At 72.1% G+C, this 26,609-nt stretch carries 24 protein-coding genes and 1 pseudogene; 17 read left to right on the forward strand and 8 right to left on the reverse strand.

From position 1 onward, the window contains the following. The first annotated feature begins 5 nt into the window (after positions 1-5). On the forward strand, positions 6-269 hold the full coding sequence (locus tag EST92_RS31300; protein ID WP_129279957.1) for a hypothetical protein: 264 nt from the start codon (positions 6-8) through the stop codon (positions 267-269). Between the two features lie 288 nt (positions 270-557). Here EST92_RS31300 and EST92_RS06055 read toward each other — a convergent pair whose 3' ends face one another. After that, positions 558-1,448 (reverse strand): pyridoxamine 5'-phosphate oxidase family protein, encoded by an 891-nt coding sequence (locus EST92_RS06055; RefSeq protein ID WP_129279899.1) that lies wholly within the window; start codon positions 1,446-1,448, stop codon positions 558-560. A 234-nt stretch (positions 1,449-1,682) separates the two neighbouring features. Here EST92_RS06055 and EST92_RS06060 point away from each other — a divergent pair, with 234 nt between their 5' ends. Together EST92_RS06060 and EST92_RS06065 are read left to right on the forward strand one after the other, a co-directional pair. Beyond that, positions 1,683-2,357: a CBS domain-containing protein gene (locus EST92_RS06060; protein ID WP_129279900.1), complete on the forward strand. Its 675-nt coding sequence runs from the start codon at positions 1,683-1,685 to the stop codon at positions 2,355-2,357. 339 nt (positions 2,358-2,696) lie between these two features. Beyond that, a complete protein-coding gene (locus tag EST92_RS06065) occupies positions 2,697-3,344 on the forward strand; it encodes a TetR/AcrR family transcriptional regulator (protein ID WP_129279901.1) in 648 nt (215 codons plus the stop codon). A gap of 242 nt (positions 3,345-3,586) precedes the next feature. Here EST92_RS06065 and EST92_RS31540 read toward each other — a convergent pair whose 3' ends face one another. After that, positions 3,587-4,288 carry a DUF6214 family protein gene (locus tag EST92_RS31540; RefSeq protein WP_343283777.1) on the reverse strand — a complete coding sequence of 234 codons (702 nt, stop codon included), beginning with the start codon at positions 4,286-4,288 and terminating at the stop codon, positions 3,587-3,589. Positions 4,289-4,312: 24 nt separating this feature from the next. Beyond that, positions 4,313-4,702, reverse strand: a pseudogene (locus tag EST92_RS32675) (DUF6214 family protein); the annotation flags it as partial. 136 nt (positions 4,703-4,838) lie between these two features. On the opposite strand from EST92_RS32675, the gene EST92_RS06075 reads away from it, so the two are divergent. Further along, entirely contained in the window at positions 4,839-6,212 is a 1,374-nt protein-coding gene (locus EST92_RS06075; RefSeq protein ID WP_254068558.1) for an FAD-dependent oxidoreductase, read from the forward strand. Positions 6,213-6,275: 63 nt separating this feature from the next. Here the strand turns inward: EST92_RS06075 and EST92_RS06080 are convergent, their stop codons facing one another. Beyond that, positions 6,276-6,647, reverse strand: coding sequence for a helix-turn-helix domain-containing protein (locus EST92_RS06080; RefSeq protein ID WP_129248412.1), 372 nt, complete (start codon positions 6,645-6,647; stop codon positions 6,276-6,278). Positions 6,648-6,816: 169 nt separating this feature from the next. Here EST92_RS06080 and EST92_RS06085 point away from each other — a divergent pair, with 169 nt between their 5' ends. The 7 genes from EST92_RS06085 (at position 6,817) to EST92_RS06115 (ending at position 13,932) form a co-directional block, all read left to right on the forward strand. Beyond that, on the forward strand, positions 6,817-7,920 hold the full coding sequence (locus EST92_RS06085) for an NADH:flavin oxidoreductase/NADH oxidase (protein WP_129279903.1): 1,104 nt from the start codon (positions 6,817-6,819) through the stop codon (positions 7,918-7,920). A gap of 140 nt (positions 7,921-8,060) precedes the next feature. Further along, positions 8,061-9,146: an exo-alpha-sialidase gene (locus EST92_RS06090; RefSeq protein WP_129279904.1), complete on the forward strand. Its 1,086-nt coding sequence runs from the start codon at positions 8,061-8,063 to the stop codon at positions 9,144-9,146. A gap of 206 nt (positions 9,147-9,352) precedes the next feature. Then, complete coding sequence (locus EST92_RS06095; protein ID WP_129248415.1) at positions 9,353-10,030, forward strand: uracil-DNA glycosylase; 678 nt, start codon at positions 9,353-9,355, stop codon at positions 10,028-10,030. Positions 10,031-10,053: 23 nt separating this feature from the next. Next, positions 10,054-11,139, forward strand: a complete 1,086-nt coding sequence (locus EST92_RS06100) for a phospholipid scramblase-related protein (protein WP_129279905.1) — start codon at positions 10,054-10,056, stop codon at positions 11,137-11,139. Beyond that, the gene (locus tag EST92_RS06105; protein ID WP_129279906.1) at positions 11,132-12,163 is read left to right on the forward strand and encodes a BadF/BadG/BcrA/BcrD ATPase family protein; all 1,032 of its coding nucleotides are present in this window, start codon (positions 11,132-11,134) and stop codon (positions 12,161-12,163) included. The genes EST92_RS06100 and EST92_RS06105 overlap by 8 nt, the downstream gene beginning before the upstream one ends. A 181-nt stretch (positions 12,164-12,344) precedes the next feature. Beyond that, on the forward strand, positions 12,345-13,211 hold the full coding sequence (locus EST92_RS06110) for a hypothetical protein (RefSeq protein ID WP_129279907.1): 867 nt from the start codon (positions 12,345-12,347) through the stop codon (positions 13,209-13,211). Between the two features lie 379 nt (positions 13,212-13,590). Then, on the forward strand, positions 13,591-13,932 hold the full coding sequence (locus EST92_RS06115; protein WP_129279908.1) for a nuclear transport factor 2 family protein: 342 nt from the start codon (positions 13,591-13,593) through the stop codon (positions 13,930-13,932). Positions 13,933-13,948: 16 nt separating this feature from the next. On the opposite strand, the gene EST92_RS06120 is transcribed toward EST92_RS06115, so the two are convergent. Further along, positions 13,949-14,992, reverse strand: coding sequence for a lactonase family protein (locus EST92_RS06120; RefSeq protein WP_129279909.1), 1,044 nt, complete (start codon positions 14,990-14,992; stop codon positions 13,949-13,951). A gap of 151 nt (positions 14,993-15,143) precedes the next feature. Then, entirely contained in the window at positions 15,144-16,652 is a 1,509-nt protein-coding gene (locus tag EST92_RS06125; RefSeq protein WP_129279910.1) for an FUSC family protein, read from the reverse strand. 332 nt (positions 16,653-16,984) lie between these two features. Here EST92_RS06125 and EST92_RS06130 point away from each other — a divergent pair, with 332 nt between their 5' ends. After that, positions 16,985-17,464: an Lrp/AsnC family transcriptional regulator gene (locus tag EST92_RS06130; RefSeq protein ID WP_129279911.1), complete on the forward strand. Its 480-nt coding sequence runs from the start codon at positions 16,985-16,987 to the stop codon at positions 17,462-17,464. A gap of 218 nt (positions 17,465-17,682) precedes the next feature. Here EST92_RS06130 and EST92_RS06135 read toward each other — a convergent pair whose 3' ends face one another. Together EST92_RS06135 and EST92_RS06140 are read right to left on the reverse strand one after the other, a co-directional pair. Continuing rightward, a complete protein-coding gene (locus EST92_RS06135; protein WP_129279912.1) occupies positions 17,683-18,765 on the reverse strand; it encodes a substrate-binding domain-containing protein in 1,083 nt (360 codons plus the stop codon). Positions 18,766-19,448: 683 nt separating this feature from the next. After that, positions 19,449-20,327, reverse strand: coding sequence for an SDR family oxidoreductase (locus tag EST92_RS06140; RefSeq protein WP_129279913.1), 879 nt, complete (start codon positions 20,325-20,327; stop codon positions 19,449-19,451). 101 nt (positions 20,328-20,428) lie between these two features. Here EST92_RS06140 and EST92_RS06145 point away from each other — a divergent pair, with 101 nt between their 5' ends. From EST92_RS06145 to EST92_RS06165, 5 genes are all read left to right on the forward strand, one after another. Beyond that, positions 20,429-20,902 (forward strand): MarR family transcriptional regulator, encoded by a 474-nt coding sequence (locus EST92_RS06145; protein ID WP_129279914.1) that lies wholly within the window; start codon positions 20,429-20,431, stop codon positions 20,900-20,902. A gap of 242 nt (positions 20,903-21,144) precedes the next feature. Then, positions 21,145-22,314: a lactate 2-monooxygenase gene (locus EST92_RS06150; RefSeq protein ID WP_129279915.1), complete on the forward strand. Its 1,170-nt coding sequence runs from the start codon at positions 21,145-21,147 to the stop codon at positions 22,312-22,314. Further along, positions 22,311-23,324 (forward strand): NAD(P)-dependent oxidoreductase, encoded by a 1,014-nt coding sequence (locus tag EST92_RS06155; RefSeq protein WP_129279916.1) that lies wholly within the window; start codon positions 22,311-22,313, stop codon positions 23,322-23,324. Before EST92_RS06150 ends, EST92_RS06155 begins: the two co-directional genes overlap by 4 nt. 371 nt (positions 23,325-23,695) lie before the next feature. Then, positions 23,696-24,985, forward strand: coding sequence for an MFS transporter (locus tag EST92_RS06160; protein ID WP_174243939.1), 1,290 nt, complete (start codon positions 23,696-23,698; stop codon positions 24,983-24,985). Positions 24,986-25,267: 282 nt separating this feature from the next. Then, positions 25,268-26,584, forward strand: a complete 1,317-nt coding sequence (locus EST92_RS06165; protein ID WP_129279917.1) for a hypothetical protein — start codon at positions 25,268-25,270, stop codon at positions 26,582-26,584. Positions 26,585-26,609 lie beyond the last annotated feature (25 nt).

A 26,609-nucleotide genomic window follows, 5' to 3' on the forward strand; every position in this document is an offset into this window, starting at 1 on the left:
GCCTTCTGGCACCTGCCTGGGGCGGCGGCTGGTTCATGATGGCTTTGCTGATGGTGGTGTTCTGGGGGCTGGTGATTGCTGCTGTGATCACGGTCGTCCATTACGTCCGTGGCGCCCCCCGGGGCGGCCGGCCCGGTCCGTCCGGTCAGCGGGGGTGGGGTTGGGGGCAGGAGCGCGCCGAGGACCTGCTCGCGGAGCGGTTCGCCCGCGGGGAGATCGACGAGGACGAGTACAAACGGCGGCTCACCCTGCTGAGGGAAAACCGGTGAACGCGAGGCGCCTGCACGGTGTGGGCGCCCGACGGTGATCCTCGCGGACGACCAGCCTCCGGCAACGATGCACGCTTCCGGGAAGTCGGCTCGTCCGGTCGCGTGCGACGGTCGCGATCAAGGTCCGCACGCACGTCGAAGGCGGCTGTGCTGCACCTATCGGGAGTGCCACGGCTGCGCGTGGTGCAGGGACGGGGCGGTGGCGGCGTCATCCGCCACCGCCGCTACGCGCTCCTCGGAGAGCGCTCGTGTGGTCACTGGAGGCTCCCTCGGCTCTCCCCCACCGACTCAGTCGTTCTCGATGCGTCGTCCGGTGACGCGCTTGGGTTCGATCAGCACCCAGAGCGGGCGTTCGCCTCCGGCCCAGGGCTTGGTGTGCGCCCCCTCGGTCAGCCGACGTACCGCCTCGGGTTCGGTGACGGCCCGGGCCGGGCCGAGGGCGAGCACGCTCCAGCCCTGGCTCATGGCGTCGTCCACGTGGTCGACCTCGAAGGCCACGTCCGTTCCCACGGCCGCTGCCGGAGCCGCGCCGGGCGCGGTCCGGAACGCGATCCCGTCCTCGACGACCTCGTAATTCACCGGGAGCACCGCCAGCCCGTCGGCCGTCGCCACGGCGACCCGTCCCACCCCGTGGGTGGACAGTCGGTCCCGGCACTCGTCGGGACCGAGTTCCCGCAGTTCGGGGTGGTAGCCGGCCTCGCCGCCGCCGGGCGGGAGATCGACTCCTCCGCCACGCAACCGGGTCACCGTCGTACCCAGCGCACCGGCCAGCCCGGTGAGCGCGGCGAGATTCGGATTCGCCGGCCGCTCCTCCAGGTAGGCCAGGTAGGACGCGGCCATACCGGCGCGATCGGCCACCTCCGCCCGGGTGAGCCGTTGCCGCCTGCGCTCATGGGCCGCACGGCGGCCTATGTCGCCGGGGTCGAGCGGCCGGCGGGAGGGCTTGTCGGACACCGGCCGCTCGACCCCTGTGGGATCGGCCTCGGGCCGGTACTCGAAGTGCTGGACATGTGCGTCAGCGCCCGGGAACACGAGTGTCACGTCATTCGTGTCCGACCAGCGCACCTCGTAGGGAGGAGTTCCGTCCTCGTGGTGAATTCCGACGATCTCCCCGTCCCGCCTGGTGGCGCCCGTGGCCGGACTTTCCACAACGAGTTGATCGCCCATGTGAGCCCGCATGTCCTCACCGCTCTCCGGCTCTGGGTCCCTGCCATCGATGTTCCTCCTCCAACCTGGCACGGCGGCCCGCCCCAGGCAGGTGCCAGAAGGCCTCATCAGAGGGCCGAACGGACCTGATGAGGCCGTCCGTCCCGGAAGGGGGCCGGTCGGCTCATTCGGCAGGGAACACCTCGGTTCAGGATGGAAGGGCGGCCGGGCGACCGGCTCTCACGATCCGCCCGGAGGGAGAAGGCCATGCAACACCGAACGGTCGGAGAACTCATGACCAGGGGCGTTGTCCGGGTGAGTCCGCAGACGCCGTTCAAGGAGATCGTCAAGACGCTGGCGGAGAACGACGTCACCGCCGTCCCGGTAGTGGATGCCACGGGCCGTCCGATGGGTGTGGTGTCCGAGGCGGACCTGCTCCGCAAATCGGCCGGTCAGGCCGACCCGTCCGGCCGGACGCCGATTCCCCATCTGGAGGCGTGGGAGCGCGCCAAGGCCGAAGGAGCACGGGCGGAGGAGCTGATGTCGGCTCCCGCCGTCTGTGCGCGAGCGGAGTGGACCGTGGTCGAGGCGGCCCGCCTCATGGAGGTCCAGAACGTCAAGCGGCTGCCCGTGGTGGATGAAGCCGACAAGCTGGTGGGCATCGTCAGCCGTGGGGACCTGCTGCGGGTCTTCCTGCGAAAGGACGCGGCGATCCGCGAAGAGATCACACAGGATCTGCTGCACCGGGCCCTGGGCCTCGCCCCTTCCGGGGTGACCGTCGAGGTGCGCGAAGGTCAGGTCACGCTCGCCGGAACGGTCCAGGAGAGAAGCCTGATCCCTCTCATAGAGCGGTTGTGCCGCAGCGTGGACGGCGTGGTCTCGGTCTCCGAACACCTTGCGTACGAGACCGACGACACCCGAAGCACTGTGTTCGGAACATGATCGGCACATGAGAGGTCACAGTGCTTCGTGGACCTCCTCCACACCCTGGCACTCCACGTAACTTGACGGCACGTCAGGAAGTCGGCAAGGAAGTCGGCAAGAGCGCGACCGGACATCGCCGGAGTCGCTCGACCTGCGTCTTGGCACGAGCCGGGATGGGCTTCGCGACCTGGACAGATGCAGGCCGCGAGGCCCACCCCGGCCTCGCCCACGCCCGATTCGGGCGATCCCCCGCGTCGCCCGAATCGGGCAGCTTGACCGGATTCCTGTCCTGGGACGGATTTCCGGAGTCGTCCTGAGTATATTGGCGCTCAGCCAGTCAACGCAGGAGTATTCAGCATGTCCCCCCGCAGCGCATCGGTCAACGAAGAATTGCGGCGGCGCTCCCGCGAGCGGCTGCTGCGGGCGACGGTCGAACTGGTCGGGGAGCGCGGCTTCGAGGCCACCACGCTCGGCGACATCGCCCAACGAGCCGGAGCCGCCCGGGGTTTGATCTCCTACTACTTCCCCGGCAAGCGCCAACTGCTCCAGTCGGCCGTGCACCGGCTGATGCATCTGACCCTGCAGGAGGCGCTGGAGCGGGAGCCGCGGCCGAGCGGACCGGACGCGGGGCGGGAGCTGCTGGCCCGTGCCATCGACGCCGTCCTGGGGCTCGCACATGACCGGCCGTTGCTGATGCGGACGCACATGGCGGGAATTCTGACGGCCGAGGGGTTCATCCAATGCCCCGAGCAGCAAAGGCTGGCGCACTTGCTGCGCGAGACGGTCGTGGCGTACGGATCCCCGGCCCCCGACACCGACTATCCGCTGCTGAGGGCCCTGCTGATGGGCGCGGTGGTGCCGATGCTGCTGCCGGGCGCGCCGATGCCGCGCGTACGACTGCGCGCGGAGTTGTTCCAACGGTACGGGCTGGACTGGGAGTTGGGACTTCCTCCGGGCGAGGAACCGTCCCGGGTGACGCGCTCGCACGGACCGGTACGGGGATAGCCGGTCGGCGATGGGCGGGCAAAGCGGGCGGTCGGCGGCGCGGATCACCGCGCTCCGCGCACGCCGAAACCGGCGCCACGGAAGGTGAGTCGGGCGGCCATGGCACACCCGCACGGCACCTCGACCGATTGATCGTCACGGCGCGGGCGGATGCGTACGGGCGCGGACGGGTACAGGGCGCGGACGGGTACGGACTCAGACGGCCCGGCGTCCCGCCGTCCTGGCGTCGTCGCGGCGCTGCCCTAGCGCTTGTTGTGACGTGGCGTCAGGAGACCCTCGTCGCGGGCGCCGGCGATCAGCCGCAGCGACCTCCGGCGGTTCCGGCCGGTGGCCAGCATGACGGCCAACACCGGATCGTTCCCTTCCCGCTGGGCCTGACGGTAGGCGTCCGCGGCGATCCTGCGGCGCTCACCGGACCGTGACCGGGCCAGGACGGCGGAGCGCGTCCGCTCGGCGGGCGGGACGACGGCGGGGGACGCGGACGGTTCCGGGGAAGTGCCAGGCGTGGCCGACACGGACGACGCGGACGGCGCGGCCGAGGCGCACGGAGGGGACGGTTCGGCGGACGGTCCGGTGGACGGCTCGGCGGAGGTGTCAGCGGGCAGTTCGGCCGACGACCCGACGGAGGGCGTCTCGGCGAAGCGCCCGGCGCCCGATGCCGTCGAGTCGGCCGCACCGTCACCCGGAACCGTGCCCGTCGATGCCACCGACGCCTCCCCCACTGCCGCCGCCTCCGTCCCCGAAGGTGTCGGGCTCTCCCCCACCCCGGCACCGGCCGGTTCCGGCGCGCGCTCCGGGAGCGGCTCGTCCACCGGCTGCGGTGGCGGCGCCGGTTGGTGCGGCGAAGGCGGCCGCGGGTCCGACACCGGGCGGGGCGCCGCGCCGTCGGCCGGCTCCGGGTGCGGCCCGGGCGGCAGTGCCTCGTCGCCCGCCGGGACATCCACGGGGCCGGGCTGACGGGGCGCGGGCCGGGCCTTTTGCGGCCGGCCGGTGGCCGCCCGGAAGGCGTCGTCCAGGGGGCCTTCGATCCAGCGGGCCAGGCCGGCGAGCGCGGCGAGGGTCAGCGGCGGGTCGGCCCGTACGTCTTCGACGGTGAGGCGTTCGTCGGAGACCGTCACCAGCACATCGATCCGGGCGCCGTCGGCGAAGGTCAGCCGGGCGCTGCACCACGGGCCCAGCGGATCGAGCCGGGGTGGCCGGCAGCCGGAACCGTCGGAGCCGGCCGGATCGTAGGGGGTGGCGGACTCGGGGACGGGCGCGGCAGAACCGTGCGCCCGCACTTCCCATGTGGGCCACTCCAGTGGCGCGCCCTGGGCTTCATATCGGTGATTAACGGTATAAAAGTCACTTTCCGACACATTGAAAACCTAGCCTCCAGCTCACCCGGCCCAGTAGCGCGGCACGCTCATCCCACCGGGAGCAACCCCGATAGCGCATCTCCCGTCGCGCGCCCACCGGTGCGACCCTGGGGGTATCCCGCGGAAGGGGCCACCCGTGCTTCGTGTCGCAGTGATCGGTTCCGGACCCAGTGGCGTCTACACCGCCCAGTCCCTGATCGAGCAGCAGGCCGTCCCGGACATCGAGGTCTACGTTCTGGACCGGCTGCCCTGCCCGTACGGCCTGGTGCGCTACGGCGTCGCGCCCGACCACGAGAAGATCAAGTCGCTGCAGAACAATCTGCGGATGGTCCTTGAGCACCCCAGGGTGCACTTCCTGGGCAATGTGGAGGCGGGGGCGCCGGGGCTGGGCGTCGAGGAGCTGCGGGAGATCTTCGATGCGGTGGTGTTCTGTGTGGGCGCCGCCACCGACCGGCATCTGGGCATCCCCGGTGAGGAGCTGCCCGGCAGCCATCCGGCGACCGAGTTCGTCGCCTGGTACAGCGCGCATCCGGATGCGGCCGCGGTCCGCTTCACGCTCGCGGCGCGGTCCGCGGTCGTGATCGGCGTGGGGAACGTGGCGGTGGACGTGGTGCGGATGCTCTCGCGCGGCGCCGCGGAGCTTGCCGCCACCGATATGCCGCAGGGACCGCTCGGCACGCTCGCGGACAGCCGCGTCGAGGACGTCTGGATGGTCGGCAGACGCGGCCCGTCCCAGGCCAAGTTCACCACCAAGGAGCTGCGGGAGCTGGGCTCCCTGCCGGATACGGAGGTATGCGTCCGGCCCGACGAGCTGGCGCTGGATCCGGCGTACCGGGATCCGGGCGAGCTGCCCGCGGTGGCGCGTCGCAACGTCGCGGTGCTGCGCGGCTGGGCGGAGCGGACGGCGGCCGGACCGGCGGACGCGGGGCCGGCGGCCCGCGCCCGGCGCCGCATTCATCTGCGGTTCTTCCTGCGGCCGACCGAGGTGCTCGGGGACGCCTCGGGGGTGCGCGCGGTCCGGTTCGAGCGGACCGCGCCCGACGGGCGTGGCGGGATCACGGGAACCGGTGAATTCGAGGAGATCGAGGGGCAGTTGGTGCTGCGCTCGGTCGGCTACCGGGGCACGCCGCAGCCGGGCCTGCCGTTCGACGAGGCCACCGGGACGGTGCCGCATCTGGCCGGCCGGGTGCTGCGGGACGGGGCACCGCTCCCCGGCGTCTACGTAGCGGGCTGGATCAAGCGCGGGCCCACGGGCGTGATCGGCACCAACCGGCCGTGCGCGAAGGAGACCGCATCGTCGCTGCTGGCGGATGCCCCGATGCTGGCGGAGCGGCACACTGCGGGGGATCCGGTCGCGGCGCTGGCACGGGCGGGACAGCGGCCGGTCCCCTGGCCGGGCTGGCTGGCCATCGAGGCCGCCGAGGCCGCTTGGGGACACGGCCTGGGGCGGGGCACCGTCAAGCTGCCGGACTGGGCGGGGCTGTTGGCGGCGGCACACGCGAACGGGTGAGCCGCCGACCGGACGCGCGGGCCGGGCCGATCCGCCCCGGATCACCGGACCGGAACGGTCCGCTCACTCCTCCCCGAGGCGGCCGGCCTGAAGATCCGCGGCCCGCAGCACGCTGTCGACCAGGCCGGGGAAGAGCTCCTCCAGATCGTCCCGGCGCAGCCCGTTCATCTTGGCCGTGCCGCGGTAGAGCTGGTGGATGACGCCGTGCTCGCGCAGTACCCGGAAGTGGTGGGTGCAGGTCGACTTGCTCACCGGGAGTTCGATGTCGGCGCAGTTCAGCTCGTCCTCGGCGGCCGCCAGCACCCGGACGATCCGCAGCCGCATCGGGTCGGCCAGCGCATGCAGCACATCGGCCAGCCGGATGTCCGCCCGGTCCGGGTGCTCCAGCGACCGGGCACCCGACGGCGCACGCGTGGAGGTCGTTTCGGTCGGCATCACGGCTCCTGACTCGTTCCGCGGGCCCGGTCCGGCCTGGTGCGTTGCCCGCGCGCCCATTGTACGAGAAGCGTCGTAGTTTGACATCCACCGTAGTACGACGCTTATCGTATGAGCCATGGGCCTGGATCCGACCGGACCCGCTCCTCCCCAGGTACAGGAGTCTGTTGTGAGCGCACTGTTCGAGCCCCTCTCCCTCCGCTCGCTGACCGTCCCGAACCGCGTCTGGATGGCACCCATGTGCCAGTACTCCGCGGCCCCCGAGGGTCCGGACGTGGGCGCGCCCGGAGACTGGCACTTCCAGCATCTGGCCGCGCGGGCGGTGGGCGGCACCGGCCTGATCCTGGCGGAGGCGACCGCGGTGAGCCCCGAGGGGCGCATCAGCCCGTACGACCTCGGGCTGTGGAACGACACCCAGAGCGAGGCATTCCGGCGCATCACCGGCTTCCTCAAGGCGCAGGGGACGGTTCCGGGAATTCAGCTCGCGCACGCCGGCCGGAAGGCGTCCACCGAGCGCGGCTGGGTGAACCGTGGCGGGCCGATCCTCCCTGGTCAGCGCTACGGCTGGGAGCCGGTCGGGCCGAGCCCGGTGCCGTTCGACGAGGGGTACCAGGCCCCCGCGGAGCTGTCCGTGGCGCAGATCGGCGAGATCGTCGCGCAGTTCGCCGCCGCCGCGCGGCGAGCGCTGGCGGCGGGCTTCGAGGTGGTCGAGATCCACGGTGCGCACGGCTATCTGATCAATGAGTTCCTCTCGCCGTTCACGAACCGGCGCACCGACGAGTACGGCGGTTCGTACGAGAACCGGACCCGCTTCGCACGGGAGGTCGTGGACGCCGTGCGCGCGGTGTGGCCCGACGAACTGCCGGTCTTCTTCCGGATCTCGGCGACCGACTGGCTCACCGAGGACGAGAGCGATGCGCGCGTGGGCTGGACCGGCGACGACACCGTGCGCTTCGCCCGTGATCTGCGCGAGCGCGGCATCGACCTGCTGGACACCTCCACGGGCGGCAACGCGCCGGACGCGAAGATCGCCACCGGACCCGGCTACCAGGTGCCGTTCGCGGAGCGGGTGAAGAAGGAGAGCGGTCTCGCGGTGGGCGCGGTCGGTCTGATCACCGAGGCGCGGCAGGCGGAGAAGATCCTCGCGGACGGCCAGGCCGACGCCGTGCTGCTCGGCCGCGAGCTGCTGCGCACCCCCAGCTTCGCGCGGGACGCGGCACGGGAGCTGGGGGCGCGGCTCACGGTGCCGCCGCAGTACCTCCGGGCCGCCTGAGCACGCCGACCGCGCGGGCCCGCGGCAGGAGCGGGGCGCACCGTGCGACCTGCGCGGACATCCTTCGGGGCGCCATTGTCAGTGGTCGGGTGCAGACTTGCCACTGTCTGAGACAACGGCGTCCCGGAGGTGTTTCCGGCATGACTGACGTACTCCTCGCGGTGGGCACCCGCAAGGGCCTCTTCCTCGGCCGTCGACGGGGCAGAAGCTGGGAACTGAGCGGTCCGCATTTCCCCGCCCAGGCGGTGTACTCCCTCGGCATCGACACCCGGCGCGCGACGCCCCGACTGCTGGCCGGAGCCGACAGCGCCCATTGGGGCCCGTCGGTGTTCCACTCCGACGACCTGGGCGACACCTGGCACGAGCCCGCCCGCGCCCCGATCAAGTACCCGTCGTACACCGGGACTTCCCTGGAGCGGGTGTGGCAGCTGCATCCGGCCGGCCCCGCCGCCCCCGATGTGATCTACGCGGGCACCGAGCCCGGCGGCCTGTTCCGCTCCGAGGACGCCGGCGAGACCTTCGACCTCGTCCGGGCCCTGTGGGACCACCCGAGCCGGGAGAAGTGGGTCCCGGGCGGCGGCGGACTCGCGGTCCATACGGTGCTCACGGACCCGCGGAACGCCGACGCGGTCACCGTGGCCGTCTCGGCGGCCGGGGTCTTCCGCACCCTCGACGGGGGTGCCAGCTGGGCACCGTCCAACAAGGGAGTCAAGGCGGTCTTCCTGCCGGATCAGCATCCGGAGTTCGGCCAGTGCGTCCACAAGATCGCACCGGACCCGGTCGACCGCGACCGGTTGTATCTGCAGAACCACTGGGGCGTCTACCGCAGCGATGACGCGGGCGCGACATGGCAGGACGTCGGCGGCGGGCTGCCCTCGGACTTCGGCTTCGCGGTGGCCGCTCATCCGCGCACCGGAAACGTGGCCTACCTCTTCCCGATCACCGCCGACATCGACCGGGTGCCTGCCGGGAACCGCTGCCGGGTCTACCGCACCTCCGACGCCGGCGGAAGCTGGGAGCCCCTGAGCGACGGCCTGCCCAAGGAGAACCACTACGGAACAGTGCTCCGGGACGCCTTGTGTGTCGACGACACCGATCCCGCCGGGGTGTATTTCGGCAACCGCAACGGCGAGGTCTACGCCAGTGCGGACGACGGCGACAGCTGGCAGCAGCTCGCCTCCCATCTGCCGGATGTGCTGTGCGTACGGGCGGCCGCCGTGGCCTGAGGAGAGACGGGCCCCAAGGGCCGTGCGGGCGGGGCGATCCGTGTGCCGGACGGCGAGCCGTGTGCCGGACAACGAGGCGTGAAGGAGCGGCAGTTGGGGTCGGAGGCGTGGGAGAGCGGCGGTGCAACCGGGGTCGCGTCCTCATGGGCGACCTGGGCACAGCCATCGATTGAAGGGGAGCGGGTCCGGGCCAGTAGGGTGATCCCGTGGCTGCACGACCTCTCCAAGACATTGTCGAACCAGGCTGGGCCAAGGCACTTGAGCCCGTCGCCGACCGGATCGCCGCGATGGGCGACTTCCTGCGGGCGGAGATCGCCGCGGGACGGAGCTATCTGCCGGCCGGCAACAATGTGCTGCGCGCCTTCCAACAACCCTTCGACGAGGTGCGGGTGCTCATCGTGGGGCAGGACCCCTACCCCACACCGGGGCATGCGGTCGGGCTCAGCTTCTCCGTGGCGCCGGAGGTGCGCCCGCTGCCGCCGAGCCTGGAGAACATCTTCCGCGAACTGCACTCCGACCTCGGACTGCCCCGGCCGTCGAACGGCGACCTGACCCCGTGGACGCGCCAGGGCGTACTCCTGCTGAACAGAGCGCTGACGACGGCGCCCCGCAAACCGGCCGCGCACCGCGGCAAGGGGTGGGAAGAGGTCACCGAGCAGGCCATCCGCGCGCTGGTGGCCCGCGGGCGCCCGCTGGTGTCGGTGCTGTGGGGACGCGATGCGCGCAATCTGCGGCCGCTGCTCGGCGATCTGCCGGCCGTCGAGTCCTCGCACCCCTCCCCCATGTCCGCCGACCGCGGCTTCTTCGGCTCGCGGCCCTTCAGCCGGGTGAACGACCTGCTGGTACGACAGGGCGCCCAGCCCGTCGACTGGAGGCTGCCCTGACACCGGGCGATAGTGTGCCTGGCATGACGAATGCGAACATCCCTGCGGGTTGGTACGCCGACCCTCAGGGCACCCCCCACCAACTGCGCTGGTGGGACGGGTCCCAGTGGACGGAGCACACCCACCCGGGACAACAGCCCACGGCCCCGGCCCAGCACCAGCCACCGCAACCGGGCCCCGGGCCAACTCCCCAGCAGCAGCCGATGCAGCAGCAGGCGCCGCACCAACAGGCCACCCAGCAGCCCCCGCAGCAGATGCCGCACCAGCAGGCGCCGGGCCAGCAGGCGATGCCGCCGGGGCAGCCGGCCCCCGGTCAGGCCCCGGGCCCGCAGCAGGGCGGCGCACCGTACGGGCAGCAGGGCTACGGGCACCCCCAGCAGGCGCCCGGCCAGCCGATGCAGCAGCCGTACGGACAGCAGCCGATGCCGGGGCAGCCCGTCGGGAACCCGGGCGCCGTGCAGCGGCAGGTGCAGCAGCAGGCCGGGGTGGCGCCCGGCGGGCCGGGCGGCGGCAGCCTGTTCACCGAACCGGTGCTGGTGGTCAACCAGAAGGCCAAGCTCATCGAGGTCAGCAACGAGTACAGCGTCTTCGACCAGCACGGCAACACCATCGGTACGGTCGTCCAGGTCGGCCAGAGCACGGCCAAGAAGGTGCTGCGCGTCGTCTCCAGCCTCGACCAGTACATGACCCACAAGCTGGAGATCCGGGACGCCTACGGCCAGCCGCAGCTGGTGCTGACCCGGCCGGCGAAGATCCTCAAGTCCAAGGTGATCGTGCAGCGTCCGGACGGCTCGCCGGTCGGCGAGATCGTGCAGCAGAACGCCATCGGAAAGATCAACTTCGGGATGATGGTCAACGGCCAGCAGATCGGCGCCATCAAGGCCGAGAACTGGCGCGCCTGGAACTTCGCCATCGTCGACCACGCCGACACCGAGATCGCCCGGATCACCAAGACCTGGGAGGGCCTGGCCAAGACGATGTTCACGTCGGCGGACAACTACGTCCTGCAGATCCACCACCAGCTGCCCGACCCGCTGCTGAGCCTGGTCGTCGCCACGGCCCTGACCGTCGACACCGCCCTCAAGCAGGACGCCCGCGGCCTTGGGTGAGCCCTCCGGGCGCGGCCGGGGGGCCGTCGGCGCCGGTCATGTTCTCGGGGTCGACTCGGGCGGGTCGGGCCTGCGGATCGCCGTCGCCCACGCCGCCGACGAGGTGGCCCACCCACTGGCCGTACGCACCTCCCGCGAGCCGGTGCGCCTCGGCCCCGCGGGGATCGACGCCGGACATCTGTTGTCCCAACTACTGCCCGCGGCCGAGGAGTTGCAGCGGGAAGTGGGCGCGGACGGGTTCACCGCGGTGTGCGTGGGCGCGGCCGGTGCGGCCACGCTGGGAGACGAGTTGCGCACCCGGCTGCCCGCCGCGTTGGCCACCGCCTTCGGCGCGCGGCAGTGTGCCCTGGCCGCCGATGCGGTCACCGCGTACGCCGGGGCACTGGGACAGCGGCCCGGTGCCGTGATCGCCGCGGGCACCGGCCTGATCGCCCTGGGCACGGATGCGACCGCGGCGGGCGGCTGGCGCCGCGCGGACGGCTGGGGACATCTGCTGGGCGACTGCGGCGGCGGTGCCTGGATCGGCCGCGCCGGACTGGAGGCCGCGCTGCGGGAGTACGACGGTCGGCCCGGTGGCTCGGCGGCCCTGTTGGCGCGCGCGGAAGCGGTGTTCGGGCCGGCCCGCGCACTGCCCGGCGCGCTCTATCCCCGCGCCGACCGGCCCGCCGTACTCGCCTCGTTCGCCCCGGAGGTGGTCGGCTGCGCCACCCGCGGCGACACGGTGGCGCTCGGCATCCTGCGGGCCGCCGCGGGCCATCTCGCCGATGCCGCGGCCGCGGTCTGCCCGCCGGCCGCGGACAGCGTGGTGGCCTGCACCGGCGGGTTGTTCGGCCTGGGCGAGCCGCTGCTGGCGCCGCTGCGGGAGGCGCTCGCCGAGCGGCTGCCGCGGGCGCGCCGGACGGTCGCCGCCGGGAGCCCGCTCGACGGGGCGCTGGCCATCGCCGCCGCACTGGCCGGTGACCGTCTGACGCTCCCCGCCGACGCCGAGTTGTTGCAGATCACCCGGCCTTCGCCGGGCCCGTGACCCCTGACCCGCGGGATAAAACGGGACGGATACCTCGTCACCGAACCCTCCCTCCGCGCGGGTACGACCCGAGGCGTTAGCATGCGGCGCCATGAGTTCCCCCACTGGGCCCGCACCTGGCTCGCCCCATTTTGACGCCGCACCCCCGAGCCCGGGAGCCGCACCCGGCCTGCCTGTACGAATGCCGCGCGCGCGGCAGTCCGGCCGCCACCGCAAGCCGGAACCCCTGGCCGCGCCCGAGGGCGCGCCCGCCCTGGTGCTGGCCGTGCCCGGCACCCCCTCGTCCGCCGCGCGCAGCCTGGCCGACGAGGTCTCCAGCATCGCCCGCTCCGAACTCCCCGGCCTCGACGCCCGTATCGGCTACGTCGACGGCGGCGACGACGAGTTCCCGTCGCTGGAGGCCGTGCTGGCGCACGCCGCCACGGAGCACAAGGCGCGCGAGGACGCCGACGGACAGCCCGACCCCGGCCCCGTCGCCGTGGTGGTGCCGCTGCTGGCCGGCCCGGACAGCGCCCTGCTGCGCCGGATACGCCAGGCCATCATGAACAGCGGCTCCGGCGCCGAGCTGACCGATGTCCTCGGCCCGCATCCGCTGCTCGCCGAGGCGCTGCACGTCCGGCTCTCCGAGGCCGGTCTGGCGCGCGCCGACCGCGCCCGGCTGTTCACGGTCGCCACGGCCGCCGACGGCATCATCCTCGCCACCGTGGGCGGCGAGGAGGCCGTGCAGGCCGCCGGGATCACCGGCATGCTGCTCTCCGCGCGGCTCGCGGTGCCGGTGCTGGCCGCCGCCCTCGACGAGGAGGGCGCCATCTCCCGTACGGCCGACCAGCTGCGCGAGTCCGGTTCGCAGCAGCTGGCGCTGGCCCCGTACCTGATCGGCCCGGAGATCGCCGACGGCCTTCTGGGGGCGGCCGCGGCGGAGGCGGGCTGCGCCTCGGCCGAGGCGCTGGGCGCCTACAGCACGGTGGGCCGGCTGGTGCTCTCGAACTACGCGGCGACGGTGGGCATCACCCTCCCGACGCAGTCGCAGGGGGTACCGGTCCGCTAGACGACATACTCGTCCAGGACCCCTCCCCTCCCGGAGGCACGGCTTCGAAGGGCCGTCCTCGCGCGCCGCGCGGGGGCGGCCCTTCGCCCTGTCCGGTCGGAGGCGCGGCAAGGCGGCGACGCATGCCGGCGGAGGCACGGAATCCGTTCCCCGTCCCGAGCGGCGCAGATGCCCGTCAGGCGGCCCGGGAGGGCAGTGTCCGAGGCGTCGAGCGACCGCCGGCCGTACGGCTGCCAGAGGAGCACGCAGGGCGCCTGCCGTACGCCTGACGCGCCGGGCGAGGAGTGCGGGCATCCTCCAGCCACTAGCGTCCTGCACAGGTCACTCGCCGGCCGCGCGCTCTCCGGGGCGCGAGCGGGCCGCCCACGGGAGGAAGTTCATGTCGCACGTCGATGTCGTCCGCGCCGCCTTCGAGGCCTATCTCGCCCAGGACCGCACGGCAATGGACCGGCTGCTCGCCGAGGACTACGTCTTCACCAGCCCACAGGACGACCACATCGGCAAGGCCGCGTTCCTGGAGTTCTGTTTCCCCACCGCGGACCGGCTGCGCCGGCAGGTGATCCTCGATGCGGTGCCCCTCGACGACGAGCAGGTCTGCGTGCGCTACGAATACGAGCTGAAGACGGGCGAGCGGCATCGCAATGTCGAGGTGACGACGGTGCGAGGCGGCCGGCTCGCCGAGACGCAGGTGTACTTCGGCGGGCGCTTTCCGCAGGGCTGAGCGGTCGCGCGGCCGCTCAGGCGAAGACGACGCAGGAGGCCGCGGGCGCCGCGACGGATCCGGTGCGGGCGGGGATGCCGGTCGCCGGGTCGACGGTGAACCAGGTGACGTCGCCGGAGCGCTCGTTGGCGGCGTACAGGTGCCGGCCGCCGGGGTGCACCGCCAGGTCCCGGGGCCAGTGGCCGCCGCAGGGGACGGTGGTGACGAGGGCTGCGGCAACGCCGTCGAGGGCGAGGACGGAGAGGCTGTCGTGGCCCCGGTTGGCGGCCCAGGCGAACCGGCCGTCCGGGGAGACGACCAGTCCGGAGGGGAAGGTGCCGTCCGCGGCGGCGCCGTCCGGCAGCAGGCCGGTCTCCGCCACCGGCGTCAGCGCACCGGTGCCGGCGTCCCACCGGCAGACGGTCACGATCGGAGCCAGCTCATGGATGACGTAGGCGAGGTCGCCGCGCGGGTGGAAGGCGAGGTGGCGCGGGCCGCTGCCGGGCCGCAGCCGGGTCTCGCCGCGTACGGTCAGCGCGCCGTCGGCAGCGGTCAGGGTGCAGCTGCGGACCGAGTCGGTGCCCAGGTCGACGCTGAGCAGCCAGCGGCCGCTGGGGTCCGGCAGCACGGCGTGCGCGTGCGGGCCCTCCTGGCGGTCGGTCCGCGGGCCGCTGCCCTCGTGGGCGAGCACGGTGGCGGGGCCGCTCAATGTCCCGTCGGCCCGTACCGGGAGCGTACTGACGCTGCCGGAACTGTAGTTGGCGGTGACGAGATGGCCCGCGGCCAGGGTGAGATGGGTGGGGTCGGCGCCCTGGACGGGCACAGCGGGGGTGAGCAGTTCGGGTCCGCCGGGGGTGAGCGCGAAGGCGGCAGCGGCGCCCTCCGGGGTCTCGCTGACCGCGTAGAGGTACCGGCCGTCGGGACTCGGCACCAGGTAGGAGGGGTTGGGGACGGCATCGGTGGAGTGCAGCGGAGTCAGGGCGCCGGACTCCGGGTCCACGGCCGCAGTGGTGATGCCCAGGCCGCCCGCCGAGGTGAACGATCCGATGTACGCCCGTAGTCCGCGCTCGCCCGTCGCCACGGCTCCACCCTTCGTCCGCCTGCCCGTTGAGGTGCTCGGGCGACGCTAACAGGCGCGGACGGCGCGGACGGGGTGATGACCGGTTCCGCTCACGGGCGCACGCCGCCGTATGAGGCGCGCGCCGCCGTATGAGCGGGACCGTGGCCGTGGATCAGGCGTCGACCAGCGGGGCGCGCGGGGAGCTGCGCAGGGGTGTGGAGAGTTCGGCCAGCGCCCGCTCCAGGCCGTGCAGATGCATCAGCGCGGGTTCCGCCTCGGGAGGGTGCGCCACGGACACCGTGGTGGCGGCCGCGTCGCCCGGCAGCTGTGGGGTGGTGAGCGCCTCGACGGCGGCCTCCACCCGCCGGCAGGCCGCGGTGAGCCGGGCGTCGTGGGAGGCCTCCGGGTCGGCGGCGATCGCAGCCAGCCCGCGCACCTCACGGGCACAGTCGTCGAGCAGGGCGAGCACCTGACGGGCCCGTGCCTTGCGGGCACGCAGCGGGCTCAGGGGGTGCACGAGCGGGGCGAGGGAGAGCCGCACCCTGCTCAGCAGGGGCTCCAGTGCGGCGACGTGCGGGGTGGGGTCGGCGGTCCCGGAGCCCGCGAGGCGGGCGGCGGCCTCGGCGGTGCAGAGGTGCACACAGCGCAGGGCGCGCTGGATCCAGGCATCGGTGGTCGCGTGGGTGGTGACGGGCAGCACGCAGAGCACGGCGAGCGCGGCACCGAGCGCCCCGACACCGGTCTCCGCGAGGCGCAGCGCGAGCAGCGCGGGATCCAGCACCCCCAGGAGCCCGTACAGCAGCCCGGCCAGCAGCGTCACCGCGAGCATCATCCAGGTGTAGGACACCGCGGCCGCGTAGAAGATCCCGAATACGCTGACCGCGAGCAGGGCCACCGTGGGGACGACGGCGCCGTGCAGCGGGACGGCGACGAGCAGGCCGAGGGCGATGCCGAGCACCGTGCCCAGGGCCCGGCGGAAGCCCCGGACCAGGGTTTCGCCGCGCGAGGTGGTGTTGACGAAGATCCACCAGGTGGCGCCCACGGCCCAGTACCAGCGCTGGTCGGAGAGCAGCTGGCCGGCCACGAGGGCGAAGGTGGCGCCGGCGGTCGCCTGGATCGCCTGGCGGGTGGTCGTCCGGGCGAGCCCACGGCCCCCCGGCGGGGCGGGTACGGCAGCCGGGGGCAGCCGGCGCTCGTAGCACCAGAGGCCGAAGCGGACGGTGGAGGAGGCGAGCAGGGCGAGGGTGACCGCGCCGTACAGCACGGGCAGCCGGCCCGGCTCGGTGTGCAGGAACTGCGCCGCGAAGAACGTCATGAACGCGAAGACGCCCAGGGCGTGCCCCCGTGGCCCCCACCTGCGGGCGTAGACCCCGGCACCGACCACGGCGAGGAAGACCGTGTCGCGGGTCACCGGGTGGTCGTGCAGCACCGCCGCGGCGGCGAGCACCGGGAAGCCGACGGCGGGCAGCAGTGCCGTGGTGACCAGCTGGCCGCGGACCGTCGCGTCGGTGACCGTGAAGAGGGCGAGCAGGGCCGCCAGTCCGCCGGTGACGGCGCCGACGAGCGAGTGACCGGCGAGACCGCACACGGTGACCGCCAGGCCGATGCCGAGGACGGCCCGCACGGCGCCGCGCAGCCGCAGCCGCCCCGGATCCGGAGCCACGAACACCCTCTTCAGCACGGCTTTTGCCCCTTCGACGGTTCGGCATGAAAAAGGCGCCGCGGAATCCGCAGCGCCATCGACGGGGACATCAGAGCATCACTACGACAGCTTGCTCAACAGGGGCTGGAATCGCTGTGCCATTGGTATAGAGAGTGCCGGTTCCGTGGGGCCGGAAGGGGGCCATTGGCGGGAGTGCGGCCATCGGCGGCCTCTTCCCGCGGATCGGCACCAGGCGGCCGGGACGGACCCTTGGAAGCAAAGCAGGACCACTGGCCCAGCCATTACCCACATCTCTGAGCCATTGGTAGCGTCATCAGCAGATTTCGCCGACCGTGAGGAGCCCTGGGGCCATGGCCGTGGATGCGCTGGACGCCAAGATCCTTCGGCTGTTGCTGGAGCAGCCGCGCACCAGTGTGCGGGAGTACGCGCGCCTCCTCGGGGTCGCCCGGGGAACCGTGCAGGCGCGCCTGGACCGCCTCGAACGGGACGGTGTGATCACCGCGTACGGCCCCCGACTGTCCCCGGCCGCGCTCGACCACCCCGTACTGGCCTTCGTCCATATCGAGGTCACCCAGGGGCATCTGGAGGAGGTGGCCGACGCACTGGCGGAGGTGCCGCAGATCATCGAGGCGTTCTCGACGACCGGCGGCGGGGATCTGCTGACCCGGGTGGTGGCCCGGGACGCGGCGCATCTGGAGGATGTGATCCAGCAGCTGATCAGCATGCCGGGCGTGGTCCGCACCCGTACGGAGGTGGCGCTGCGCGAGCGGGTGCCGCACCGGATGCTGCCGTTGGTCGAGGCGGTGGGCGGCGCCGCCAGGTCGCGCTGAGGGAGGCGGACGGGCCCGCTGCGCCGGTCGCCGCGTACGGGGACGGAAGCCGCGTACGGGGGACGGGCCCCACAGACGGCTTCGCCCCACAGACGGCTTCGCCCCGCACACGGCTTCGCCCCGTCGGCGGCCGGATGCCGGGCTTGCCGGCATCGGCTGTCGACGGGGCGGTCATCACCTGAGAAATCCGGCACCTACCGAAGGGGGCCGGTGTGCGCTCAGTTCAGGCCGAGGGACTTGCACTGGGCGCTGAGGCCGTTGGCGCAGAGCAGGTCGGTGCGCACGACGCCGTCGCGGACGACGGTGTCCTTCATGTTCTTACGGGTGACGATCTGCGCCTTGAAGAGCTGCGCGGGGATACCGGACTTGCTCTTGCTCTGGGCGGTGGTCGAGGTGAAGGACGTGATGCTCTTCCCGCGCAGGAGGCGGAACGCGATTTCGGCGGCGGTTTCGGCCTCCGGCCGGACTTCCTTGTAAATGGTGAAGGACTGAGTGCCGGCGACCAGCCGCTGCAGAGCGGGGAGTTCGGCGTCCTGACCGCCGAGCACCACGTTCTTGATGCCGGCGGACTTCAGCGCCTCGGCGATGCCGCCCGCCATGCCGTCGTTGGCGGAGTAGACCGCGTCAAATCCCGCCGCTCCGCGAGCGTCGATGAGGTCGCCCATCTCCTTCTTTGCCTTCGCCGCGGACCAGTCGGGGATGCTCTTCTCGTAAACAATCTTGTGGACCTTGCCGTCAAGGACCTGATGGGCGCCCTTCTTGTAGGACGGCGCATTCGGGTCGGTCGGCGAACCGTTCATCATGACGACGTCGGAGGCGGCCGCCTGCGAGCCGAGCGCGGCGAGAATTCCCTGCCCCTGGAGCCGGCCGATCTTCTCGTTGTCGTAGGAGACATAGGCCGCGACATCGCCCTCGGCGAGCCGGTCGTACGCGATGACCTTGACGCCCTTCTTCGCGGCCGAGTCCACCCAGCTCTTGGCCGCCTCGGCGTCGACCGGGTCCAGGATGATGACCTTGACGCCCTTCGTCACCAGGGCTTCGAACTGTCTCTTCTGGGCATCGACCTGCTGCTCGGCATTGCGGTAGTCGACTTTGCATTCGAGGCAGAGGGACGCAATGCGTGCCGAAATGATACGGCGGTCGAACTTCTCGTAGCGGGCCGCTTTGTTTTCCGGGAGCAGCAGACCGACGGTGTCTTTGCCCGCACCGGCATCCTGATGATCACTTCCGCAGGCCGCCAAGGGCGCTGCGAGCGAAAGCGCCATCGCGCCGGTGAGGGCGCGCCGCATTATTGCATTCATTCCCGGTACCTCCAAAGGGGCCTCCTGACCGGCCCAGAACTGCTGAAGTGAACGTCACCCACGGCACATTCGTCAAGAATCGAACCAACAACGATATGAAAGCGAGTTGTGATGTCGCTCTCCGAAGAGGCGTCACTCGACGGGCGTTCCGGACAGTCCCGAAACGTTCAGTTCGTTCCGTATAGCTCCGGAAATTCCGGTTACGGCGACGTCATGCGGTCCGGGGAACGGCAGCGGCGACACGGCAGGTCGGGCGGCTCCCGGGGCGCTCCTGCACCGGTCAATCAGGGGCTGGTGGAGGTGGGTTGTGCGGCGACTGTCGCGCGGTGACCTCCGCCGCGGGCGCGGATTCGGCCCCGGCCCCTGCCTGCCGGACCGAGAGAAGCGAGAGGAAGAGAGGGAAATGCGTGCTGGGCACAGCTTTCCCGGGGCGAGCGCGGCGCCGGTGCGGGCACGGACCGCGCACCGAAGTGGCAGTCCGCGGCGCACCGGCGACGACCGCGGCGAATTTTCCCGCTCCGCAACCAAATGCGGCGGGGATTATGGGGAATCCCTGGCAATCTCTTCAGCTTGATTCCGCGCCGATCGGCCGGGCCGGAAAGCCTCCCGGAGTGACCGGACCGGAAAGCCGCGCGGATTCCGGGTGCGAAACGCAGGTGACGAACAGAGGGCCGCGAAAGTGGTCAGCTCACCCACTGGGCCGTGAGGCCGAGCACCGCCGAGCCGTCCAGGTCGGCGAGCTTGGTGCCGGTGAAGCCGCGCGCCCAGTCCGACGTGTGGATCCGGAACGCGGGCCGGTCCGCGGTGAGCGCCTCCACTACGGCCTCGGCGGCCTCGGCCGGGGACTGTGCGCCGTTGAGGAACTGCGCGGTGGTGCGGTCCAGGTAGGCCCGCAGCGGCTTCGCGTACGGGCCCGCGGCGTCGACCTCGGCCTGCAGATCGATCCCGATGTTGTTGACGAACTCGGTGGCCACGGCGCCCGGTTCGACGACGGACACGGACACCCCGAGGGTGGCCGCGACCGGCGCCAGGCTCTCCATGTAGCCCTCGACGGCGAACTTGGCCGCGCAGTATGCCTCGTTGAAGGGCTGACCGACGACCCCGCCGACGCTGGTGACGGTGATCAGACGGCCACCGGTCGCGCGCAGATGCGGCAGCGCCGCCTTCGACACATGCAGCACGCCGAAGAAGTTGACCTCCATGACCGCGCGGACGTCGGCCACCGACTCGTTCTCCAGGGTGCCGAGGTGCCCGGCACCGGCATTGTTGATCACCGCGTCCAGCCGGCCGTGGTCGGCGATCACCCCGCTGACCGCAGCAGCGACGGAGGCCTCGTCGGTGACGTCGAGCTGCCGGACATCGAGCTCCACCCCCGCCTCGGCGGCGGCCGTGCGCAGCGCCCCCGCACGGCCGGTGTCCCGCAGCGTCGCCACGACCTGCCAGCCGGCCCGCGCGGCGGCGATCGCCGCGGCCAGGCCGATGCCGGAGGACGTACCGGTGATCAGAGCAATCTTGCGAGCGGCGGAAGCGGTGGCAGAGGAGGTGGACGAGGTGGAAGCCATGGTGGTGAGGCCTTTCGGTCTGCTGCGAGGAGCAAGTTAAGTGCGTGTACACACACCTTAAGCATTATGTGTGCGTACACGCAAACGGTAGTCTTGCCCGCATGGCGAAGAGGAAGCTCACCCAGACCGAGATGCCGGCGGCCGATTACGCCTTCTACGGGCTGGTCTGGGCCGGGACCGTGCTGACCGAACGCGTGGACCGCGCCCTGAGCAAGGCCCATGATCTGCCGGTCTCCTGGTTCGAGGTGATGCTCTGGCTCGCCTCCAGCCCGGACCCGGTCCCGGCCTCCGTGCTCGGCAACAGCACCATGCTCAGCCGCAGCCAGGTCTCCCGCGTGGTCGATGCCCTGCAGAGCCGTGGGCTGGTCGTCCGCACCCCCTCGGCGCGTGACGCACGCTCCGTCGAGGTGTCGCTCACGCCGGAGGGCCATCAGCTCTTCCAGGAGGCCGATGCCACCCGCCGCAGCTGCCTGGCACCGGTGTTCACCGACCTCCTCGACGAGGAGGACCTCGAAGCGCTGAGCGCGGTGTGGAAGAAGCTCAAGGCCAATAAGGACGGTCAGGACGGGCCGTAGGGCGGGTTCCGCGAACCGGCTCCGCCACCAACAGGCAGTAAAGGCACGGGAGTTGACTGCCCAGCCGGGCCGCCCGCGCGGTCAGGGCACCGACCGAGGCACGCCGGCTGCGCTCCCGTTCCTTCATCACAGGGTGATGATGTCAGCCGCGCGTTGTGCGCACCGTGGTGGACGGGCCTTGTCACTGTCGCCAGGATCTCGGTGAGCATGCGGTCTCAGCGAACGAGAGGCGGGACGTACGGATGGCGAAGCACTGGGCGGACTTTCAGTACGAGATCTATCTCCGCGGGATGACGGGCGCCGTCCCACGGCTGCCGACCGATCTGTCGCGGCTGGAGGAGCTCACCGAGCAGCGGCTCGGCCCCGGCCCGGTCGGCTATGTGGCCGGCAGCGCGGGTACCGGCAGCACCGCCGACGCCAACCGGGCCGCACTGGACCGCCGGCGGATCGTCCCGCGGATGCTCCGGGACGTGGCCGAACGCGACCTGTCCGTGGAGGTCTTGGGCCACTCGCTGCCCGCGCCGCTCGCGCTGGCTCCGGTGGGCGTGCTGTCGCTGATGCATCCGGACGCCGAGCCCGCCGCCGCCCGGGCCGCCGCCGCGCTGGGCGTGCCGTACATCCTGTCCTCCGCCTCCAGCACCCCCATGGAGCAGGTCGCCGAGGCGATGGGAGACGGGGAGCGCTGGTTCCAGCTGTACTGGGCGAAGGACCGCGAGGTGACCCGGAGCTTTCTGCACCGGGCGAAGGCAGCGGGCTTCACCGCGCTGTTCGTCACCCTCGACACCCCGCTCCTCGCCTGGCGGCCACGCGATCTCGACCAGGCGTACCTCCCGTTCCTGCGCGGCGTGGGCACCGCCAACTACTTCACCGACCCGGCGTTCACCGCCGGGCTCGCCAAGCCGGTGCACGAGGACCCCGACGCGGCCGTGATGCACTTCGTGGGGATGTTCGCCGATCCCGCGAAGACCTGGCCGGACCTGGCCTTCCTTCGCGAGAACTGGGACGGCCCGATCGTCCTCAAGGGCATCCTGCACCCGCAGGACGCGCTGCTGGCCGCCGAGGCCGGTATGGACGGGGTGGTGGTGTCCAACCACGGCGGCCGCCAGGTGGCGGGCTCGGTCGCCGCCGCCGACGCACTGCCCCGGGTCGCGCAGGCGGCCGGGGACCGGCTGACCGTCCTCTTCGACAGCGGGATCCGCACCGGCGACGACATCCTGAAGGCGCTGGCCCTGGGCGCGAAGTCGGTGCTGGTGGGGCGCCCTTACGCCTACGGTCTCGGCCTCGACGGCCAGGCCGGCGTGGAGCACGTCATCCGCTGTCTGCTCGCCGAGTTCGATCTGACGCTCGCCCTGTCCGGGCACTCCCGCCCCACCACCCTGACCGCCGACGACCTCATCGAGGAGCCCGCATGACCCCCACGACAGATCCGGCCGCGGACCCCGGGACGCGGCCGGTGAAGAATGTCCTCGCCGTCATCTCCCCGCACGTCGGCGGCCGTACCGCCGGCGCCGCGCTGACCGGTCTCTTCCCCGGGCAGGCCCGGGTCACGGTCGTCGAGACGGCCGACGAGGACCCCGCGGCCCTGCGCGCGGCGAATGTCCTGATCACCGGTCTGAGCCCGGTCACCGCCGCACACCTCGCCGCCGCGCCGGATCTGGAACTCGTCCAGTGCGCCAGCCACGGCTTCGACTACGTCGATCTGGACGCGGCCCGCGCGCGCTCCGTCCCGGTCTGCACCATCGGCTCCAGCAGCGCCGAGAAGCAGAACGTGGCCGAGCAGACCTTCGCCCTGATGCTCGCCCTCGCCAAGCAACTGGTCCCCGCGCACACCGCCCTGGTCGAGGCCGACTGGGCACTGCCCCGCCTCCAGCAGTCCCTGACCGAACTGTCCGGCAAGACCCTCGGCATCATCGGGCTCGGCCAGATCGGTACGGAAGTGGCCCGGCGCGCGGTCGCGTTCGACATGAGCATCGTCTATGCCGGGCCGAGTCCGCTCGCGCCCGAGGACGCGGCCCGGCTCGGCGGCGCCCGTCATCTGAGCGTCGACGAACTGCTGCGCACCGCCGACTACATCAGCCTGCACGCCCCGCTCACCGAGCGGACCCGCCACCTTCTCGACGCGGAGCGCCTCGCCCTCGTCAAGCCGACCGCGTTCGTCATCAACACCGCCCGCGGCGCCCTCATCGACCAGGACGCCCTCGCGGACGCGCTGGAGGCCGGCACCCTCGCCGGCGCCGGCCTCGATGTCTTCGACCCCGAACCGCCCACGGCGGCCCTGCGCCTGCTCAAGGCCCCGAACGTGGTCCTCTCCCCGCATGTCGCGGGCGTCACCCGCGAGACGCTCGTCCGCATCGCCCTGGCCGCCGTACAGAACGTCCTCGACCATCTGGCGGGCAAGCCCGTGCGGGACGTCGTCACGTAATCGTCTCCTAGTCGTCTCCCAGGGGGAGGCCCGCAGGGGCGTTGGCCCTGGGACGGTGCGCACCGTGCCAGGGCCCTGCCCCGAATTTCGGCCATTGTTTCGACGCGTGGGGTGCGCGGCGTCGCCCACCCGGCGGGGAGAGGCGACGGCAGCCTCCTGACCGGACACCGCCAATTCTCGACACCCCGCGGCTGCCGGCCGCTGCCACAGGAGTAGCGTCCGCCCGGAATCCGGGCGTCCCGCCGGTCGGTTCGGGCCGTCCGGTCCGTTCGTCAGCGGACCGCTGTGCCCGGCGGGACCTCCGGCCCGGACATCCGAGGGCCGTCCCGGTAACCGGCGACGGACGCACCAGGAAAGGCGGACGCACGCTCGTGGAACCCCGTGGACGCACCCGTTGGGCGATCGGCGGATTGCTGGCCGGCGGTATCGTCGTCAACTTCCTCGACCGCACGGCGATATCGGTGGCGAGCTCCTCGATCGCCGAGGACTTCGGGCTGGATCTCCAGCAACTCGGGGTGGTCCTGTCGGCCTTCACCTGGTCGTACTGCCTGGTCCAGTTACCCGCCGGGATGCTGGTCGACCTCCTGGGCGTCTCCCGGCTCACCCGGATCGCCTCGGCGTTATGGGCCGTTGCCGGCCTGCTGACCGCCGTGGCCAGTGGGGTCGGCCCGCTCATCGTGGCCCGGCTGCTGCTCGGGGTGGCCGAGGGGCCGTCGATGGTCGGCGCCTCCAAGGCGACCGCTGCCTGGTTCCCGGTCGGTGAGCGCGGCATGGCGACGGCTCTGTTCGACGGAGCGACCAAGCTCGCCAACATGATCGCTTTCCCGGTGCTCGCCCTCGTGATGAGCGAGTGGGGCTGGCGGGCCGGGTTCCTGTTCAGCGCCGCGGTCAGTGTGCTGTTCACCGCCGTGTGGTGGTGGGGCTACCGGGACCCTTCCGCGCTGCGCTCACTGCGTCCGGCAGAGCGGGACTTCATCCTTGCGGGCGGGGCGCGGGACACCGACCGGGGCGGCGCCCGGCAGTTCCTCGTGGCGCTGCGCTCCGGCAGGATCTGGATCCTGTCCTGCGGCTTCGCCTGTTACGGCTACACCATCAACATCGTGCTGACCTGGATGCCGGAGTTCCTCCAACGGCAGTTCCACGTGCGGCTGCTGCAGTCCGGCCTGTACTCGATGATTCCGTGGGCGGTGGCGACGGTGGCCGAACTCGCCTTCGGTGGCTGGCTGGTGGACCGGCTGGTGCGCCGGGGCCGTCATCCGTGGCGGGTGCGCAAAGCCGTACTGACCTGCGGGCTGGCGCTCGGCGCGACCATCGGCGCCGCGGGGAGCGCGGCCTCGCCGGCGGTCGCGGTCTGCTGGATGTCGGCCTCCCTCGCGGGGCTGGCGATCGCCGCGCCCGTGGCCTGGAGCCTGCCCGGCCTGCTCGCCCCGCCGGGGACGGTGGGGGCGGTCAGCGGGCTGATGAACTTCCTCAATACGGCGGCCACCGCCGGCGGTGTGCTGCTCACCGGCCGGCTGGCGCACGTGACCGGGTCGTTCGCCGCGCCCTTCCTGTTCGCGGTCGCCGTCCTGGCCGTCGGCGTCGCGCTGTACTGGTGGGCGCTGCACCCGTCCTCGGTGCCGGACGACGCCCCGCCGACCCGGCAGCCGGCCCGCGTCTGAGGCCGCGAAGCCGCACTTCCCGCACTGGAAGTGCGACTGCATCGCCCGGGCAAGAGCTGTGGCTGTCGTCACAGATTCCGTGTCCCGCCCCGGGGCATGCCTTGTACGCACCGGTAGTTCTGGCAGGGGAGCGTGGAAAGCAGCTATGCACACCGTCGGCCCGATCCGGCTCAGGTCCGGCCTCACCCGGGGACCGGCCGGGCAGTCGCCGGAAGCGGCCGTCCCCGCTCCGGCGACCAGTGCACCGGCGCCGAGGGCAGCCGCGGCCGAAGGTGTCCGCAGATGACCGATACTTCCTTCTTAGCCTCGTGTCTGGCGCGATTATCCTGGCCGCCGGAGCGGCTGGCCCGTGAGATCAACAGACGCTGCGGCAGCGGCACCATCAGCAGCAAGGCCCCCTACAACTGGCTGAAGGGTTCCTGCCCCCGCCGCCGGCTGCCGCACATCGTCGCCCGGATCCTCTCCGAGCAGCTCGGTGAGCCGATCGCGGTCGAGGCGCTGTGGCCCCAGCACTTCCCGGCCGGCACCCCGCCGCTCCCCCAGGGCCCCGCCCATCGTCCGGTGGCACCCCTCCCTCTGCCCTCCGATCAGGACCCGTTGACGGCATCGGTGGACTGGCTGGTGACCGACGACGCGCCACCGCCCTCGCGCAGCCGCGGCGACGAGGTCCCCGATGCCGCGGTCGGCATGCTGACCGTCCGGATCCAGCAGCTGCGTCAGCTCGACGACAGCGCCAGCAGCGGACTCGTACTGGACTGGGCGCTCCAGGACCTGCAGTGGGCGCAGAAGCTGGCCGCCAAGTACTCCTACGGCGCCGAGACCGGGCTGCAACTGCACCGCATCATCGCCGAGCTCGGCCAGCTCACCGCGTGGCTGACCGCCGATCAGGGCATGGACGCGCTGAGCACCACGCGCTTTCTGAACGCGCTGAGCGCCGCCCGTGCCGCCGGCGACCGGCCGCTCGCCGCGTACATCATCTCCTGCATGAGCTACCGCGCCGGCTGGGCCGGCCGGGCGGAGGAGGCGCTGCGGCTGAGCCGCATCGCCCGCAAGGGGGCGGCGCACGAGGACATGGGCATCGGCCAGGCGCTGCTGGCCACCCGCGAGGCCAGAGCCCATGCGAGCCTCGGCGACGAAGCGGGCTGTCAACGCGCCCTGGAGGAGGCCGCCGAGCTCAGCCGGGCCGGCCGGCCCTCCTGTGAGCCGCCCTGGGCGTACTGGCTCACCCCGGCGGTCATGGTGGCCGACGCCGGACGGGCCTGGCTGGAGCTGGGGCGCCCCCAGCGGGCGGAGTCCCATCTGACCCGCGGGATCGACATGCTCAAGGGCAGCCAGCCGCGCAACCTGCTGCTGCACAGCGCCTCGCTGGCCGAGGCACGGCTGGCGCGCTGTGAGCTCGACGGTGCGGCGCAGGCCACCGCGGACGCGCTGGCGCTGACCGGGAACGTCACCTCACAGCGCGCCCACACCCGGCTGATGAGCCTGCGCCGGAGGTTTCTGCGGTACGACAGCGCGGTGGCGCGCGAGATCGTGCAACGGGCGGACGATCTGCTGCATGCGGGCCGGCCACCGGCGGTGTGCCAGGGCCGGACACCATGAACGCCTTCGGCAGGTCGGCGGCGCG

It is taken from the genome of Streptomyces sp. TM32 (genome assembly GCF_004122755.1).
Classification (GTDB): Bacteria; Actinomycetota; Actinomycetes; order Streptomycetales; family Streptomycetaceae; genus Streptomyces; species Streptomyces sioyaensis.

Excerpts from the sequence above, each read along its gene's own strand:
- EST92_RS06055 (WP_129279899.1), bottom strand. The coding sequence starts at position 1,448 with ATGCGGGCTCACATGGGCGATCAACTCGTTGTGGAAAGTCCGGCCACG.
- EST92_RS06060 (WP_129279900.1), top strand. The coding sequence starts at position 1,683 with ATGCAACACCGAACGGTCGGAGAACTCATGACCAGGGGCGTTGTCCGG.
- EST92_RS06065 (WP_129279901.1), top strand. The coding sequence starts at position 2,697 with ATGTCCCCCCGCAGCGCATCGGTCAACGAAGAATTGCGGCGGCGCTCC.
- EST92_RS06080 (WP_129248412.1), bottom strand. The coding sequence starts at position 6,647 with ATGCCGACCGAAACGACCTCCACGCGTGCGCCGTCGGGTGCCCGGTCG.
- EST92_RS06090 (WP_129279904.1), top strand. The coding sequence starts at position 8,061 with ATGACTGACGTACTCCTCGCGGTGGGCACCCGCAAGGGCCTCTTCCTC.
- EST92_RS06100 (WP_129279905.1), top strand. The coding sequence starts at position 10,054 with ATGACGAATGCGAACATCCCTGCGGGTTGGTACGCCGACCCTCAGGGC.
- EST92_RS06110 (WP_129279907.1), top strand. The coding sequence starts at position 12,345 with ATGCCGCGCGCGCGGCAGTCCGGCCGCCACCGCAAGCCGGAACCCCTG.
- EST92_RS06115 (WP_129279908.1), top strand. The coding sequence starts at position 13,591 with ATGTCGCACGTCGATGTCGTCCGCGCCGCCTTCGAGGCCTATCTCGCC.
- EST92_RS06130 (WP_129279911.1), top strand. The coding sequence starts at position 16,985 with ATGGCCGTGGATGCGCTGGACGCCAAGATCCTTCGGCTGTTGCTGGAG.
- EST92_RS06135 (WP_129279912.1), bottom strand. The coding sequence starts at position 18,765 with ATGAATGCAATAATGCGGCGCGCCCTCACCGGCGCGATGGCGCTTTCG.
- EST92_RS06140 (WP_129279913.1), bottom strand. The coding sequence starts at position 20,327 with ATGGCTTCCACCTCGTCCACCTCCTCTGCCACCGCTTCCGCCGCTCGC.
- EST92_RS06145 (WP_129279914.1), top strand. The coding sequence starts at position 20,429 with ATGGCGAAGAGGAAGCTCACCCAGACCGAGATGCCGGCGGCCGATTAC.
- EST92_RS06150 (WP_129279915.1), top strand. The coding sequence starts at position 21,145 with ATGGCGAAGCACTGGGCGGACTTTCAGTACGAGATCTATCTCCGCGGG.
- EST92_RS06155 (WP_129279916.1), top strand. The coding sequence starts at position 22,311 with ATGACCCCCACGACAGATCCGGCCGCGGACCCCGGGACGCGGCCGGTG.
- EST92_RS06165 (WP_129279917.1), top strand. The coding sequence starts at position 25,268 with ATGACCGATACTTCCTTCTTAGCCTCGTGTCTGGCGCGATTATCCTGG.